Origin of the sequence: Kistimonas asteriae, assembly GCF_018263925.1 — a bacterium.
Lineage (GTDB): Bacteria > Pseudomonadota > Gammaproteobacteria > Pseudomonadales > Endozoicomonadaceae > Kistimonas > Kistimonas asteriae.
Map to the genome: position 1 here is coordinate 90,247 of NZ_JAEVHF010000010.1, position 16,229 is coordinate 106,475.

Genomic DNA, 16,229 nt, shown 5'->3' on the forward strand with positions numbered 1-16,229 from the left:
AGGGAATGATTGATCTCAGGAACAAGCCGTCTGTTGGCCTGTCTGAAAGAGGGAGGCCATGACACAAGGAGCATACGATGAAAGACGCACAACCCGGCGCGATCTATCTCAAGGATTACCAGGCACCCGATTACTGGATCGACAAAACGGAGCTGTCGTTTGATCTGGGGGAAAATGAAACCCGGGTGACAGCCCGTCTGCAGATCCGGTTGAACCAGGATCGACATGATCGCCAGCTGCCACCACTGGTATTGCATGGCAATGCGGATATGACTCTGGCCGAGGTGAAAGTGGATGGTGTTGCGCTTTCCGCTGATCAATATACGCTGACCTCGGAAACACTGACCTTGCCGGTGAGCAGTGATCGCTTTGAAACCGAAATCGTCTCGGTGCTGGCGCCTCAGGACAATACGTCGATGGAAGGACTCTACAAGTCCGGCGGTATGTATTGCACCCAGTGTGAGGCGGAAGGGTTTCGTCGTATTACCTGGTATCTGGATCGACCGGATGTGATGTCGCTGTTCACGACCCGGATAACTGCAGACAAAGCGAAATACCCGGTATTGCTATCCAATGGTAACTGCATCGAGCAGGGCGATACTGGCGATGGGCGTCACACGATGGTGTGGGAAGACCCATTCAGAAAGCCGGCGTATTTGTTTGCGCTGGTGGCGGGTAACCTGGCGCATGTTGAAGATACTTTCACCACCCAGAGTGGCCGCAATGTGACGTTGCAGATTTTCACGGAATCACACAACATCACCAAGTGTGACCATGCGATGCGTTCCCTGAAGCAATCCATGCGCTGGGATGAAGAGGTCTATGGTCGTGAGTATGACCTGGATATCTTCATGATCGTGGCCGTGGATGATTTCAATATGGGCGCGATGGAAAACAAGGGGTTGAATATTTTCAATTCTTCTTGTGTGCTGGCCCGGCCGGATACCGCGACGGATGCCACCTTCCAGCGAATTGAAGCCATTGTCGCCCATGAGTATTTTCATAACTGGTCCGGTAATCGGGTGACTTGCCGTGACTGGTTCCAGCTAAGTCTGAAAGAAGGGTTTACGGTTTTCCGGGATTCTGAATTTTCCGCAGACATGAATTCCCGCACCGTTAAGCGTATTGAGGATGTGAATCACCTTCGCAGCGCCCAGTTTGCTGAAGACGCGGGTCCGATGGCGCATCCCGTACGTCCCTCGTCCTTTATCGAGATATCCAACTTCTATACGTTGACGGTCTATGAAAAAGGGGCAGAAATTGTCCGGATGATTCATAACCTCGTGGGTCGGGAAGGATTCCGGAAGGGTAGTGACCTCTACTTTGAACGGCATGACGGCCAGGCGGTGACCTGTGAGGATTTTGTCCGCGCCATGGAAGATGCCAATAGCATCGACCTGGGTCAGTTTATGCGCTGGTATACCCAGGCCGGTACGCCGGTGTTGGATGTGACAGACAGTTATGATGCCGACAATCAGCGCTATGTACTGGAAGTGACGCAAAGCTGCCCGGCAACGCCCGGTCAAGACGTCAAGGAACCTTTCCATATCCCGCTGGCAATAGGGTTATTGTCATCAGAAGGGGATAACCTGCCAATCGGTGACAAAGGGCAGACGACAGTGGTGCTGGAAGTGCGCGAAGCCAGCCAGCAATTTGTCTTCGAAAATAGGATAGAGCGGCCTTTGCCGTCCCTGCTGCGGGGTTTCTCTGCGCCAGTCAAACTGAACTACGACTACAGTCGTGACGATCTGCTGTTCCTGATGCGCCATGATGATGATGGATTTAATCGGTGGGACAGCTGCCAGCGGCTGGCGACGGAGACCATCCTGGATCTCGTGCGCGATATCCAGGCCGCCAAGCCCTTGTCGTTGGATACACGCCTGATTGAGGCCTGGCGCGAACTGCTCGAAGACGAAACCGCCGACAAGGCCATGGTGGCGGAAATGCTGACGTTGCCGTCTGAGCAATGGCTCTCTGAGCAAATGGCGGTCATTGATGTCTATGCGATCCATGAGGCGCGGGAGTTTGTGCGTGGGGAGCTGGCGAAGAGTCTCAGTGAGCCGCTACAGTCGATCTATCGCGGACTGGCTGTCGAAAAGCCGTATAAGCCGGAATCCGCAGATATTGCGGAGCGACAGCTGAAAAATATCTGCCTCGGTTACCTCATGGAATTGGATTCTCCTGCCATGCTGTCGCTGGCTGAAACCCAGTTTCAGAATGCCACCAATATGACGGATCAGATGGCCGCATTGTCTTGTGTAATCAATGGTGCTCACCAGACTGCGCCTGGAAAAGCTGAGACGCTGCTCTCTGCATTCCATGATCAATGGAAAGGCGATGCCAATGTCATGGATATGTGGCTCTCGGTACAGGTCAGTGGGGCGCGCATGGGGTCGCTTGAGCGGGTGAAACAGCTGATGGAGCATCCCGTCTTTGATTACCGTAACCCCAACAAGCTGCGCTCACTGATTGGTGTTTTCTGCATGCGCAACCTGAAGTGTTTCCATGACCTGTCTGGGGAAGGGTATGCATTCCTGGCGGACAACATTATCCGGCTGGATAAACAGAATCCCCAGATTGCGGCCCGCATGTTGACACCGTTGACCCGTTGGCGCCGTTACGACGATCAACGTGGTGCTCTGATGAAGGCCGCCCTTGAGCGCATACAGGCCAATGAGCTGTCAAAAGATGTTTTCGAGGTGGTCAACAAGTCACTGGCCTGATAATTGTTACTTAACAACTGAAACTGTTACCCAGGCGTTGCAAAGTGTTACCGGGTAACTTTTCTGTCACAGATGAGCGGAACCGATTGCTGAATGTGGTCGGTTCCGTTTTTTTATTCCTATCTCTCCGCACAGTTTTACTCGACGAGTGGATTATTTCTTTTTCATTACTGACTTGACAAGCGGCTTACAGACAAAAAAGACACGTTGGTATTGTTTTTGCTAACACTGCATTGAAACGGGCTTCAGACAGGTGCCAGAGCGTCCGGTAGTTGATTTTACGATCGTTGCCTGTCATTCTCGTGCCCGCCTACGGGGGAATTGTCAGTAATTGGTAAGATGCTGGTAAGCAGAGTAGGTGATGGCTAAGCCGAAAATAATAAAGGGGCTCTGGGCCGCCCCGTCACAATCCGCGGAGTTACAACGATAATGAAGAAGAAGCAGAACACACTGCCGACACCGATACGACTCGCACCGGCGGCCGCCGGTTTCACACTGGCCAGTATCCTTGCGGTAGCACCTGTTCAGGCTATCGAAATTGAGTTGATGGATGGTGAGGTTACCGGGTCATTGGATACCACGTTGTCCTATGGTTCAATGTGGCGTGTGCAGGGTCAGGATCGTAATAATGACGGTATTAACGGTAATGATGGTAACCGCAATTTTGATACAGGTCTTGTGTCGCAGGTCTATAAAATTACTACTGATCTGTCGTTAGATTATGAGAACTATGGGGCCTTTGTTCGTGGTACTGCTTTTTATGATACAGAGTTCTGGGGCAGCAATAATTACGGAAAGGAAAGCTGGCAGCCTTCCCAGCCTAGTCAGGCAGGTATGCAGGGGACAAAGCCTAATAATCGCTTTGTAAACGATGCTAAGGATATTTCTGGTAGAAATGCGGAAATCCTTGATGCTTATGTTTATGGCAGCTGGGATATCGGCGAAATGCCTCTGGATGTACGATTTGGTAAGCAGGTTCTGAGCTGGGGTGAAGGGTTGTTTTACCGTAATGGCATCAATACAACAAACCCTCTTGATGCCGCCAAATTTCGCCTTCCTGGCTCTGAGTTGAAAGAGGCGCTGGTACCCGTTGAGAGTCTAGTGTTTAGTCTTGGTCTGACTGAAAACCTTTCAATGGATGCGTTTTATCAGTTTAATTTCCGTAGAACGCAGATTGATCCAGTCGGTTCATACTTCTCTGAAACGGATCTTTTTGCAGAAGGTGCAAATACAGCCTACAACGAAACGACTGCAGGACTCGAGGCATTGATTCCTGTGTATGATGGTCTTGTTGCAGGTGGTGCCGTTACAGAGGCTGAGTATTTTGAGGGGGATGCCTTCAAGGTTGCAGGAATCGGATCAGATATTAATGCAAGTGATGATGGACAGTTTGGTGTTTCTTTTAGGTATGTGGCGGAACAATTAAATGATACTGAATTTGGATTTTATTTTGTAAATTATCACAACAAAGAGCCTGTTATTTTTGCCCAGGTTGATGAAGACTTTAATGGTTCTAATGTCGCGGGTATTGCTAGTGGTATAGATACTGCTTTTTCTCAGTCGGCCGGCTCTACATTGACTGCCCTTGCTACTGCTGCAGCTGGTGGAACGTTGACGCCACTTCAGGAACAGCTCGTTACTGCTGCAGGTGGTGTGGCAGCAGTTGATCTTGGTAATAATTTGACTGGCCAGCGTAAATATCTTGAAGATATTCGTATGTATGGTTTCAGTTTCAGTACTACTTTTGGTGATACTTCGTTTTCAGGTGAAGTAGCCTACCGTCCGAATATGCCTGTAACAATATCAGCAACGGATGATTTGATTGGTGATGTTCTTAATCAGGCAATCTCACTATCTAGTGGTGGAACTGCTCAGGTGGCAGGCCAGCAGGTTAATTACGCAGATTTACGAACGCTTGATAATTATGAGCGTGTAGAAAGCTGGAATCTTTCGGTACTTGCGATTCATAACTTCGGTCCATCGCTATCATTCGATTCTTTATTTGGTGTTGTTGAAGTTGCCTCTGAGCACCTGCGGGGTTCTAGCCTGAGCTACACCGATTTTAATGGTGATGTCAGAGATTTTGCTGGGCGTGGTGACTGTGAGTATGCCTCTTTTGATGAAGGCACTTGTGATGAAGATGATCAGATAAGCCGTAATGCTTGGGGTTATAGTGCAGTATTGGCAGGTACCTGGAATGATGTTTATGCCGGTGTAAATCTTAATCCTTATATTCGCTGGAGCCAGGATATAAAGGGTAACTCACATCGCACCGGAAACTTCCTGGAAGGTAGCAATGCTATGACCGTTGGAATGGATGCGGTTTACCTGAATAACCTTGAAGTGGGTGTTCAGTACACTGAATTCACTGGTCCAAGTACTAGTTCAGTGCGTGACCGGGATAATGTCGGTATCAACGTAAAATACTCCTTCTAATCCTTAATGAAAAAGGTTGCGAGTCGGGTCGTTAGACCCGGCTTGCGAGAACACTAATAAACGACGGATTACAGTATGAAGTCAAAACTCCTCCTGACTGGTCTGGCCACCGCATTGCTGGTGGCCGGCCAGGCGATGGCCAAGGTCACACCAGACCAGGCGGCAGAACTGGGTAAAAGTCTGACGCCACTGGGTGCGGAAATGGCAGGTAATAAAGCGGGTACTATTCCTGCCTGGAAACCGCTTACGGATGCAGAGATTCCTGCAAGCTACAAGAATCCTGGTCAGCATCAACCTAACCCATACCCGAATGACAAGCCGCTGTTTACCATTACCCCGGAAAACCTGGATCAGTATCGTGATCATCTGACGCCTGGTCAGATCAAGCTGTTTGAAACCTATCCGAAAACGTTCAAGATGCCGATCTATGAGACGCGTCGTAACGCGCGGTATCCTGAGCGGATCTATGAGAACACCAAAAAAGCCGCTACCAATGCGGAGCTGCTGAAAGGCGGCAACGGTTTCAAGGGCGCCTATGATGCGTATCCTTTCCCGATTCCGAAGGATGGTCTGGAAGCGCTCTGGAACCATATCGTACGTTACCGGGGTGAATACCTGGTGCGTCGTGCTTCGGAGGTTGCCGTACAGCGTAACGGTAATTACTCGCTGGTAACCTCGCAGCAGGAAGTCTATTTCAACTACAACAACCCTGCCAAGACAGAAGCTGATCTGGATAACATCCTGTTCTACTATCTGTCGTTTGCCAAGGCGCCGGCTCGTCTGGCGGGTGGTGCGGTACTGGTGCATGAGACCCTGGATCAGGTGGACGAGCCCCGCAAAGCCTGGGGTTACAATGCCGGTCAGCGTCGTGTTCGCCGTGCACCGAACCTGGCCTATGATACGCCGATAGCGGCAGCTGATGGTCTGCGTACGGCTGATGATACGGATCTCTATAACGGTGCGCCGGATCGTTACGAATGGACGTTAAAGGGTAAAAAAGAAATTTATATTCCCTACAATAACTTCAATCTGATCAGCCCGGAGCTTAAGTACGATGATGTGCTGATGTCTGGCCACATCAATCCCGAGCACACGCGCTATGAACTGCACCGTGTCTGGGAAGTGGAGGGTACCCTGAAGAAGGGCAACCGTCATATCTACTCCAAGCGTGTCCTGTACCTGGATGAAGACAGCTGGGGCGCCGCCCTTGTGGATCAGTATGATGGTCGTGGTGAACTGTGGCGTGTCAGCATCGGTTACCTGATGAACTTCTATGACCTGCCCACAACCTGGACGGCGCTGGACGTGTTCCATGACCTGCAGGCCCGTCGCTACCACGTGCAGGGACTGGGTAACGAAGAGAGCCTGTTCCTCGATTTCGCCCAGGCGATTCCGAATGACAAGTACTTCAAGCCTTCCGCGCTGAGGCGCAGGGGACGTCGCTGATTCAGTGGCGCAGCACGAAAAAAGCCACTGGAAACAGTGGCTTTTTTGATTCCGTTAATGTGACTTGTGATTTCGGTATGTGCTTATTTTTTCCTGTTTTCTGCGTATAATCAGGCGCGTCCATGACTGTCGTTGACTGAGCGCACTGAATAAGAAGAACAGTCTAACAATAATTCAATGATCTGCTTCCGGGGGATGAGTATGCATGGTCTCTTCACCAGAGGGCCTTCGGGGTCCCGGGCTTTACCTCGCAGAGCCTTGAAGGGGATAACCGCAGCAGTTGCTCTGGCGTCTTCTCTTCACACTGTGTCTGTTCAAGCCAATCCGATCGCTGCCGTGACTAGTGATCACGCGGTGCTGTCTGAGAAGGCGGCTTCCTCGCTGTTACTGGATATTACCCGTGCGGGTAGCGGCCAACGGCTGGTCGCTGTGGGCGATCGCGGCCATATCCTGATTTCCGATAATAATGGCTATGACTGGCGTCAGGTCAGTGTCCCAAGCCGACAAATGCTGACGGCTGTGAGCTTCCCAAGCGCTACTACCGGCTTTGCGGTGGGTCATGACGCCGTAATTCTTAAAAGCACCGACGGTGGCGACAGCTGGGTCAAGGTTTACGATGATCTGGATGCAGAAGTGCCATTGCTCGACATCATGATGATGGATGAGCAAACGGGTTTCGCTGTTGGTGCCTATGGCTATATTGTCCGCACTGAGGATGGGGGTGAAACCTGGGACGACTGGTTTGACATGATTGAGAACGAGGAAGAGTTCCATTACAACGCCATTACCCGGATCGGTGACGGTACCTTGTTACTCGCAGGCGAAGCGGGCCTGCTGTATCGCTCGCAGGATGATGGTGAAACCTGGGAGCTGCTCGACAGTCCTTATCAAGGCTCGTTCTTTGGCATTATTCCCGGCAGTGATCCAGTCTCGGCTGTTGTGTTCGGTCTTCGTGGAAACGCATTCAAGACAACGGATGCCGGTGCAGCTTGGGTGGAGGTGGATACCGGTACGGATCAGACCCTGTTTGGTGCGGTGCATATCGATGGCAATGGGCAAGTGATTGTCGGCAGTTCCGGCACATTGTTTGAAATGAGTGGTCCTGAGCCGCAGGTTCATACGCGCAGTGACCGGGCAACGTTGCTTTCGGCTTCCGAAGCGCCTGACAACAGCCTTGTCGTGGTCGGTGAAACCGGTGTCCACCGGATGCCTGTTGGCAAGCCTGCCGTCGCAACCCTTTCAGAGCAATAATAACGGGGTTTCCTGAATGTCCAGTCATCACCTGAATACTGAACCAGTGCTGGAACGCCTGTTTTTTAATAACAGGGTGTTTTTCCTCGCCTTTTTCCTTTTGGCGACGGTTGTCCTTGGCTGGCAGGCCACGCAATACCGCATTGATGCCAGCTTTGAAAAAATGATCCCACTCAAACATTCGTTTATTCAAAACTGGATGGAGCGTCGTGACGAGCTGGGGAGTGGGGGGAATTCGTTACGCATTTCTGTTGAGGCCAAAGAGGGTGATATCTTCGACTCTGGCTACATGGAAAGCTTGAGACGCCTGACGGATGATGTCTTTTACCTGCCGGGGGTTGACCGGGCAGCGCTGAAATCCCTCTGGACGGCCAATGTGCGCTGGCTGGAGGTGACTGAGGACGGCTTTGAAGGCGGTCCGGTGATTCCCCAGACGTATGATGGCTCTCGTCAGAGTCTGGATGAGTTACGTGTGAATATTCTGCGCTCCGGCCAAGTCGGTAGCCTGGTGGCGAATAATTTCCGTTCCAGCATCATCGAGTTCCCGCTGCTTGAGTTTAACCCGGAAACCGGCGAAAAACTCGATTATAAGGCATTGTCCCAGAAGCTCGAAGAGCTGCGCACGAAATATTCCGTGCAGGGGGTAGACCTCCACATCATTGGTTTTGCCAAGATCCTTGGGGACCTGTTCGAAGGTGTGGATGCCATCAAGATCTTCTTCCTGCTGGCTATTGCGATCACCCTGGTTTTGCTGTTTGCCTATTCCCGTTGTCTGAAGAGTACGCTGGTTGCGGTGTTCTGCTCATTGGTGGCGGTGGTCTGGCAGTTGGGGCTGTTAACCGCCATGGGCTTTGGCATTGATCTTTATTCCATACTGGTGCCGTTCCTGGTGTTTGCCATCGGGGTGAGTCATGGTGTGCAGATCATCAATAACATCGGTATTGAATCTGCCCACGATGCTACGCCGTTGGACGCGGCCCGTCGCACCTTCCGTACACTGTATATTCCCGGCATGCTGGCCCTGGTCTCAGATGCGATTGGCTTCCTGACGCTGCTGGTGATTGAGATCAATGTTATTCGCGATCTGGCCATTGCCGCCAGTATCGGTGTTGCGGTCATCATCCTGACCAATCTGGTGTTGTTGCCGGTGCTGATGTCTTACATTGGTGTCAGTAAGCGGGCCAGTGATCGGTTGAAGGTGACGGAAAAGAAAGATGCTATCACCTGGCGGGTGATGTCCTATTTTGCGCATCCCGTGGTTGCGCCTTTGTCTATTGTACTGGCTGTCGCTGGCTTCGGCGCCAGTTATTACTTCAGCCAGAATCTCAAGATCGGGGATCTGGATCCGGGCGCACCGGAACTCAGGGCTGATTCCCGGTACAACCTCGATAACAAGTTTATCACCGAAAATTATTCCACCAGTGCGGATACCTTTATCACTATGGTGGAAACCGATACTGAGCAGTGTTCATCCTATGCGTTTATGGATGCCCTGGATCGCTACATGTGGCATATGAAAAATGTCGATGGCGTGCAGGATGCGGTATCGATGGTGACGGTCGCCAAGCAGGTTATCAAGGGGTTGAATGAAGGGAATCCCAAGTGGCAGGCGTTGTCGCGCAACCAGTATGTGCTGAACAATGCGATCAGTAATCAGACGGCCCAGCAGCTCTATAACAAGGACTGCAGCCTGGCGCCGGTACTGATTTTCCTGGAAGACCATAAGGCGGAAACCCTTCAGCGTGTGGTTCAGGCAACGGAAGCGTTTGCCGCAGAGAATAACCGGGATGGGCTGACCTTCCTGATGGCTACCGGTAACGCCGGCGTTGAAGCGGCGACCAATGAGGTCATTGGTTATGCCCAGAATCAGATGCTGGTGTTTGTGTATGGCGTGGTCAGCATCCTGTGTCTGATCACGTTCCGGTCAGTACGGGCTCTTATTTGCATCATTATCCCGCTGGCGCTGACATCGCTGCTGTGTCAGGCGTTGATGGCACAGCTGGGTATTGGCATCAAGGTGGCGACATTGCCGGTTATTGCGCTGGGTGTCGGTATTGGTGTGGACTACGGCATTTATATCTACACCCGTCTTGAAGGCTTCCTGCGTCAGGGAATGCCGCTGCAACAGGCCTATTACATGACCCTGCGGACGACCGGTAAAGCGGTCATATTTACCGGTTTCACACTGGCGATTGGTGTGGGTACGTGGATCTTCTCGCCCATCAAGTTCCAGGCGGATATGGGTATGCTGCTGACCTTCATGTTTGTATGGAACATGATCGGGGCAATCTGGCTGATGCCTGCGCTGGCGCGTTTTGTGCTGCGTCCTGAGCTGCTGGCAACAAAAGCTCGTGAGGAAGCTGTACTGAAGTCGCAAACGTCTGCTGGCTAACGCATGTTATGACTTTCATGAAAGGATCAGCCTTGTTGCTGATCCTTTTTTATTGCTCGGAATACCGATAAAACGCGTAAACTGGCGTAAGCTAATAGTGAATGATGACACGATGAGGGTGCAGGGATGACGACCTATCACATTGATGACAAAGACAGTGTTGTAGAAAGCCTCAGGGAAGCAATGGAGCTGGATTCCGGAGAGGACGTTGTCAGAGTCGCGATAGGGTTTCTTGAAGCTATGATGGAATTTGTCGGTGATGGTAATGCGCTGACCATAAGCAATGGTAAAGAAGAAACCGAAGTGCTGCTGCGGCGTGAAACGGCGAGTAGTAGTGAGTGAATCACTCGCCTTTTAATCCTGTCGGAGTGTTCTTGCAGGGGAAATGGGGGTGGGAAGTCTGAAGACGACCAGATAGGTTGACAGGATAAAGGTGATAATCGCCGCGGTTTCAATAATCATGGCGGTGTCATGGGAAAGCTTTCCTGCTGTTAAGGCTCCGCTCGCTAATAATAATGAGAATTCACTGCTTTGCCCTAAGCGTAATCCCATTTCCATCGCATTAGCCGGCGTTGCTTTACCAATGTAGGTCAGCAAGACTCTGAATATCAAGGGTTTCCCTATAAGAATAACCGCCGCTAGCAGGATAATTGGCAGGATTAGCTGTCCAGTTTCAAAAATATCAAATTGTGCCCCGATAGAAAAAAAGAACAGTATCAGGAAGAATTCTCTGAGTGGTTTCAACCCTTCAGCAATAAACAGAGATATCGGTGATGTTGCTATGGCAACACCGGCAAAAAAAGCGCCAATCTCGTAGGACAGTCCAATGGCTTTCGCAATTTCTGCAGCGGTAAAGCACCAGCCTAGCGAAACCAGGAAAATATATTCAGAAATGGTGTCGAATTTCTTGAATAAGGGCAGGGCGATGAAATGGACAATCCACCAGGCTGCAAGTGCAAACAGACCTGTTTTAATTGGCAGTAGGCCGGTTTGCCATGACAGGGCGGCTTCATTGTTATAAATCAGAAGAATGGCGAGAATCGCCAGTATATCTTCGAATAAAAGAATACTGATCATGACCTCGCCCGTGCGCTTATGGTGCAACGTGGTAGTTGGAATCAGTTTCAGGCTGATGACGGTACTGGAAAAGGATAGTGCGACGCCTGATATAACGGCTTCGGCCAAGTTGATATTAAACAGCATCATTAAGCTTGTCGCGACGATTGCTGTGGTAATCACAACGGCTAATAATGTGACAGCGGCGGTTTGTTGAAGTAGTTGCCATAAATTTCTCGGGTGAAGGTGTAAGCCCAGTAAAAACATGAGCAGGATAATGCCCATATGGGATATGGCTTCAATATGGCCAGGGTCGGCAAACAGTTTAAGGCCGTTAGGCCCCGCAATCAGGCCCAGGGCGATATAGGCAAGGATGATGGGTTGCCGAAGCCAGACGAACAGGGTGCCTAATAGTGATGCCCCGCCAAAGATAATGGCCATCTCCAGTACAAAATCACCATAGATACCCTGCACGACAACTCCTGATTACCGCATGACTGCGTAAAAGATGGTTTCAAGGTAGTCAAAGGAGCGTAAAGTGTCAGAGAAAAGAGGCGGGATTGAAAAAAGGCATTCGCTTGATTTAATGGCATGCTTTTTATGCCAGCCAATTTAATTCTATTTGTTAACCATGTATTGTTAACGGTAATGACGATAACTGTCTGTATAAGGAGATGGCAGTGAAGGGACGATGTATAACAGTAACGTCCGGGAAAGGTGGCGTTGGGAAAACAACCACATCGGCCGCAATCAGTTCCGGGTTGGCGTTGAGAGGTTTCAAAACCTGTGTCATTGATTTTGATGTCGGATTAAGAAATCTGGATTTGGTCATGGGGTGTGAGCGTCGGGTTGTCTACGACATTGTTAATGTAATGAACGATGGTATTACACTCAATCAGGCGCTGATAAAAGATAAACACAACAGTAATCTTTGTATTCTTGCTGCTTCGCAGACCCGTGATAAGGACGCACTGACCGATGAAGGCGTTGCCTGGATTATTGATGAGTTGAGAAAAACCTTTGATTACATCGTCTGCGATTCGCCTGCGGGTATCGAACGGGGTGCCATTCATGCACTGTATCATGCGGATGAAGCCGTTGTGGTGGTGAACCCTGAAGTGTCTTCAGTGCGTGATTCTGATCGGATTCTTGGCCTGTTGCAAAGTCGTTCCCGGCGAGCCGTCGAAGGGTTGGAACCGGTAAAAGAGCATTTGTTAATTACCCGCTATGACCCCGTGAGGGCGGCGGAAGGGCAGATGCTTTCGATTGAAGATGTCGTGGATATCCTGGCTTGCCCGCTCCTGGGTGTTGTCCTTGAAAGCCGGGAAGTGCTTGATGCCTCTAACAAAGGGGTGCCTGTTGTTCATGAGCATGAGTCGCTCGCGGCCATGGCTTATATGGATGCAGTTGATCGTTTACTGGGAAAAGAGATTCCCTTGCGACATATCCGTCGAAAAAAACTGTCCTTCCTGGAGAAGGTTTTTTCGCGGGGGGTGAAAGATGCTGTTTGATAAATGGTTTACCTTCGGAAAGCAGGAAAAAAGCGCCAGTGTCTGCAAAGAACGTTTGCAGATTGTGATTGCCCATGAGCGTCGACAGCGCGAAGAGTCGCCTGAGCTGGCGCGATTGCGTAGCGAAATCATGGAGCTGGTTCGCCGCTTTTATGGCATGCCATCCAATGAGGATATTGAGGTTGTCATGGAAAAACAGGAGGAACAGGATATTCTGGCGTTGAATATTCAGATTCCAGCGCGTCCCTGCGGCTAGAAAACAGGCTTGAATCAACCTTAGCCGCTATATTATGTTAGGAGTAGCAAGCTATTTAGAGCTTGGTGGGCGACAGTGAATCGGGAAGGACAACGACTCACTGTCGCGTTGCTCAAAGCGTAACGGAGTGTCGAGTCGTCATGGCGCAGCCGTATTCTCCCATTAGGGAAGGTTTTAACGGGAACGGATTCCTGACTATGAGCCGGTGCGTGCAGCATTTTATCCTTCTGTTTGTCAGTCTCATGGCGATTGCGTCAACAGCGACGGCGGCGGATCTAGCTAAACAGCGAAAAGCCTTTCTGAGTGCAGAGAAAAGTCTCCAGAAAGGCCAGTCATGGCAGCAAATGTGGCACTCAACCCTCTCCGACTATCCGCTTTTCCCTTATCTTGAAATACAGGCGCTTCGTCAACGGCTTTCCAAGGCCTCGTCTGACGAGGTTGACGCTATACGAAATAAATACCCCGACTTACCGGCGATCAGGCAGCTGGAAGCCGCCTGGATGGATGAATTAATCAGCAGAAAGCGCTGGCCGGACTATGTCACGAGTTATAACAGCATAAAGCCCCGGGGGTATCGCTATCAGTGCTACCTGGCTCATGGGTTGCTGGCCACAGGAAAACGGCAGGATGCAATGACTTTGGTGGAATCATTGTGGGTGGTAGGGCACTCTCAGCCCAAAGTCTGTGATCCGGTTTTTTCTGTCTGGCGTCGTGCGGGTCACCTGACCTCGGATTTGGCTTTCAAGCGTTTCTGGCTTGCCGTAGATAAGGGAAATATCACACTGGCACGTTATGTGGCTCGGCAGATCACGACAGCCCAGCATAAGCAGAGTGTGGACGTTTTCTGGCAAATCAGACAGCAGCCCACAGTTTTAACAAAAAACACGTTTTTAAGGCGTAATCTTGCTAATCGTGAAGCGCTGTTGGCGTATGGCGTTAAGCGCTTGGCGCGTCGTGATATTGCCCGTGCGGCCCGGGTTTGGATACGGGATCGCGAACGCTTCTATATGAGCGGTGAGCGTCGAAAATCACTGGATCAGTGGCTTGCCCTGCGGATCGCCCAGCGTTTTGAGCCCGATGCCGAAAAGCTGATCAACTGGATTGACCCGATGTTTGCCTACCCGGAGGTGACAGAGTGGCGTGTACGGGTGGCACTGGCAGATCAGGACTGGTCTCTTGTATCAAACCTTATCGTTAAGTTGCCTGAAGAGTTGCAATTAACGCCCCGCTGGCGCTATTGGAGCATGATGGCCCAACGGCATATTTCACAGCCGGAAAACACCTCTATTGTCACGCTGGCCCAGTTGGGCGGCAGTCGTAGCTTTTATGGTTTTCTGGCCGCAGAGTTAAATAATTCGGTGTTTGGGTTGGAGCAGCGTGAAGGCGTCCTTGACTCGGAAAGGATTCAGGCGCTGAAGACCCGGCCTACTTTCCGACGAATCGCAGAACTTCTGGTGCTGAAGCGTGAGTCTCAGGCTCGGCAAGAGTGGTATGCTGCCATGAAGCAGCTGGATAAAGAGGAGCGCCGACATGCTGCACGGCTGGCTCATCACTGGCAGTGGCACAACCAGGCCATTATGACGGCGGCGCGGGAGTCCATGTGGGACGAGTTAGGTATACGGTTTCCTGTCCCGGATCCCATGCCATTGTTCGAACGTAATGCGCAGACGTTCAGTGTTGACCCGTTGTGGTCATTAGCCGTTGCACGCCAGGAAAGCGCGTTTTACCCCAAGGCACGTTCAGGCGCTGGCGCAAGGGGATTGATGCAGTTAATGCCGGCAACGGCCAAGCTGACAGCCAGCAATTATGGCATTGCCTACCGGGCGACTTATGATTTGTACAGGCCTGCTGTCAATATCGCACTGGGTACTGCCTATCTGGCAGACATGAAAAAGCGATTTGAGGGTAACCGGGTGTATGCGACAGCCGCATATAACGCTGGTCCCAGCCGGGTTAAGCGATGGATTGACCAACGGGGCGATCTTCCGCTCGATATCTGGATTGAAACGATCCCCTTCAAGGAAACCCGGAACTATGTTCAGAATGTCCTGTCGTTTCGAGTGATTTTTGCCAGCCTGATGGGGATGCCCGTCAGGCTGTTTACGGATCATGAAATGAACCTTCTGGCGTATAATCAGTAACTTTTTTAGGGTCAGTCGATGGGCGCCAGCATCGTATTCAGATTCGGCAACTTTTTTATCGCCCCTACCTGTTGCAGATAAGTGGCGTAGTTTTTAAAGCGCTGTCGGTCAATGGCGGCTGGTCGTAGAGCAAAGCGATTGACGGTATCTTTCCATGCCATTTTGTTCAGGGGGGTATCCAGTCCTCCTGGGGAATACGCGGCAAACACTTTCCAGGCTTCCTCTGGATGGTTGATGATATATTGGCTGCTCTTTTCTATCGCTCGAAGGAAACGGCGAATCATTGCGTTATCTGTTTTTTCGCTATTTGCGGCGAACAGGAGTTCCGAGTAGGGGGGTACCCCGAACTCTTCAACATAAAATGCTTTTCCCTTGGCGCCTTCAAGCGCTAGCTGGTTTAACTCAAAATTTCGATAGCCATCCAGAATCGCATCGACACGCTTGCTGAGCAGTGACCCGGTAAGTGCCCATCCGACATTGATGACATTAACGTCTTTTGAGCTTAAGCCGGATGAGGCCAGCATCACGTCCAGCAACTGCTTTTCATAGCCACTGGAGAGTGAGACGCCGATGCTTTTCCCTTTCAGATCTTTCAGGGTTCTAATGGGGCCACCTTCCAGTACGATCAGGCAGTTGAGCGGTGTTTCTATCAGTGTACCTGCCCAGCGCACAGGTAACTGGTTGAGGGAGGATTTCACCAGCTGCTCGCTGTAAATGACCGCCATATCGACCTCACCGGCTGCCAGCAGCTTGATGGGGAGGCTGGGCTCGGCGGGTTCCTGGATGGTAACTGCCAAATTTTCCTCGGCAAAAAACCCTTTCTGTTGCGCAATAATGATGGGTCCATGGTCGGGATTGACGAACCATTCCAACATGAGTGTGATTTTGGCTGGTGTGTCCTGCTTTTGTGGCGTAGGGCTTGCCTGGGCATTGCTCGTCATTACGGAGAGCATTGCCAGTATCGTCAGGATTGAATACGTTATGTGTCGCATGGTTTATACAGTGGTTTCAGAGTGT

Annotated in this window: 11 protein-coding genes; 9 read left to right on the forward strand and 2 right to left on the reverse strand. The window is 50.9% G+C overall.

Going from position 1 to position 16,229, the window contains the following annotated elements; all coding sequences use genetic code 11:
• Positions 1-77: 77 nt before the first annotated feature.
• The 6 genes from pepN to KHS78_RS12630 all read left to right on the forward strand — a co-directional run bounded on the left by pepN (position 78) and on the right by KHS78_RS12630 (position 10,590).
• Positions 78-2,723, forward strand: coding sequence for an aminopeptidase N (pepN, locus tag KHS78_RS12605; protein WP_211828822.1), 2,646 nt, complete (start codon positions 78-80; stop codon positions 2,721-2,723).
• A 429-nt stretch (positions 2,724-3,152) separates the two neighbouring features.
• Positions 3,153-5,159 (forward strand): DUF1302 domain-containing protein, encoded by a 2,007-nt coding sequence (locus KHS78_RS12610; RefSeq protein ID WP_211828823.1) that lies wholly within the window; start codon positions 3,153-3,155, stop codon positions 5,157-5,159.
• A gap of 75 nt (positions 5,160-5,234) precedes the next feature.
• On the forward strand, positions 5,235-6,605 hold the full coding sequence (locus tag KHS78_RS12615; protein WP_211828824.1) for a DUF1329 domain-containing protein: 1,371 nt from the start codon (positions 5,235-5,237) through the stop codon (positions 6,603-6,605).
• Positions 6,606-6,941: 336 nt separating this feature from the next.
• Positions 6,942-7,856 carry a WD40/YVTN/BNR-like repeat-containing protein gene (locus KHS78_RS22315; RefSeq protein WP_211828825.1) on the forward strand — a complete coding sequence of 305 codons (915 nt, stop codon included), beginning with the start codon at positions 6,942-6,944 and terminating at the stop codon, positions 7,854-7,856.
• 16 nt (positions 7,857-7,872) lie between these two features.
• Positions 7,873-10,248, forward strand: coding sequence for an efflux RND transporter permease subunit (locus KHS78_RS12625; protein WP_211828826.1), 2,376 nt, complete (start codon positions 7,873-7,875; stop codon positions 10,246-10,248).
• 126 nt (positions 10,249-10,374) lie between these two features.
• Positions 10,375-10,590 carry a hypothetical protein gene (locus tag KHS78_RS12630; RefSeq protein ID WP_211828827.1) on the forward strand — a complete coding sequence of 72 codons (216 nt, stop codon included), beginning with the start codon at positions 10,375-10,377 and terminating at the stop codon, positions 10,588-10,590.
• Between the two features lie 12 nt (positions 10,591-10,602).
• On the opposite strand, the gene KHS78_RS12635 is transcribed toward KHS78_RS12630, so the two are convergent.
• Entirely contained in the window at positions 10,603-11,745 is a 1,143-nt protein-coding gene (locus KHS78_RS12635; RefSeq protein WP_211828828.1) for a cation:proton antiporter domain-containing protein, read from the reverse strand.
• A gap of 239 nt (positions 11,746-11,984) precedes the next feature.
• Here KHS78_RS12635 and minD point away from each other — a divergent pair, with 239 nt between their 5' ends.
• The 3 genes from minD to KHS78_RS12650 all read left to right on the forward strand — a co-directional run bounded on the left by minD (position 11,985) and on the right by KHS78_RS12650 (position 15,212).
• Positions 11,985-12,815: a septum site-determining protein MinD gene (minD, locus tag KHS78_RS12640; RefSeq protein ID WP_343216913.1), complete on the forward strand. Its 831-nt coding sequence runs from the start codon at positions 11,985-11,987 to the stop codon at positions 12,813-12,815.
• Positions 12,805-13,071 (forward strand): cell division topological specificity factor MinE, encoded by a 267-nt coding sequence (minE, locus tag KHS78_RS12645; RefSeq protein WP_211828830.1) that lies wholly within the window; start codon positions 12,805-12,807, stop codon positions 13,069-13,071. The genes minD and minE overlap by 11 nt, the downstream gene beginning before the upstream one ends.
• A gap of 197 nt (positions 13,072-13,268) precedes the next feature.
• On the forward strand, positions 13,269-15,212 hold the full coding sequence (locus KHS78_RS12650) for a transglycosylase SLT domain-containing protein (RefSeq protein WP_211828831.1): 1,944 nt from the start codon (positions 13,269-13,271) through the stop codon (positions 15,210-15,212).
• An 11-nt stretch (positions 15,213-15,223) separates the two neighbouring features.
• Here KHS78_RS12650 and KHS78_RS12655 read toward each other — a convergent pair whose 3' ends face one another.
• Positions 15,224-16,204, reverse strand: coding sequence for an ABC transporter substrate-binding protein (locus KHS78_RS12655; protein ID WP_211828832.1), 981 nt, complete (start codon positions 16,202-16,204; stop codon positions 15,224-15,226).
• Between the last annotated feature and the right edge of the window lie 25 nt (positions 16,205-16,229).

What these genes read in the sequence shown, in the direction of transcription:
- KHS78_RS12610 (WP_211828823.1), top strand. Translation starts at nt 3,153, where the DNA reads ATGAAGAAGAAGCAGAACACACTGCCGACACCGATACGACTCGCACCG.
- KHS78_RS12625 (WP_211828826.1), top strand. Translation starts at nt 7,873, where the DNA reads ATGTCCAGTCATCACCTGAATACTGAACCAGTGCTGGAACGCCTGTTT.
- KHS78_RS12655 (WP_211828832.1), bottom strand. Translation starts at nt 16,204, where the DNA reads ATGCGACACATAACGTATTCAATCCTGACGATACTGGCAATGCTCTCC.
- KHS78_RS12630 (WP_211828827.1), top strand. Translation starts at nt 10,375, where the DNA reads ATGACGACCTATCACATTGATGACAAAGACAGTGTTGTAGAAAGCCTC.
- pepN (WP_211828822.1), top strand. Translation starts at nt 78, where the DNA reads ATGAAAGACGCACAACCCGGCGCGATCTATCTCAAGGATTACCAGGCA.
- minE (WP_211828830.1), top strand. Translation starts at nt 12,805, where the DNA reads ATGCTGTTTGATAAATGGTTTACCTTCGGAAAGCAGGAAAAAAGCGCC.
- KHS78_RS12650 (WP_211828831.1), top strand. Translation starts at nt 13,269, where the DNA reads ATGAGCCGGTGCGTGCAGCATTTTATCCTTCTGTTTGTCAGTCTCATG.
- KHS78_RS12615 (WP_211828824.1), top strand. Translation starts at nt 5,235, where the DNA reads ATGAAGTCAAAACTCCTCCTGACTGGTCTGGCCACCGCATTGCTGGTG.
- KHS78_RS12635 (WP_211828828.1), bottom strand. Translation starts at nt 11,745, where the DNA reads ATGGCCATTATCTTTGGCGGGGCATCACTATTAGGCACCCTGTTCGTC.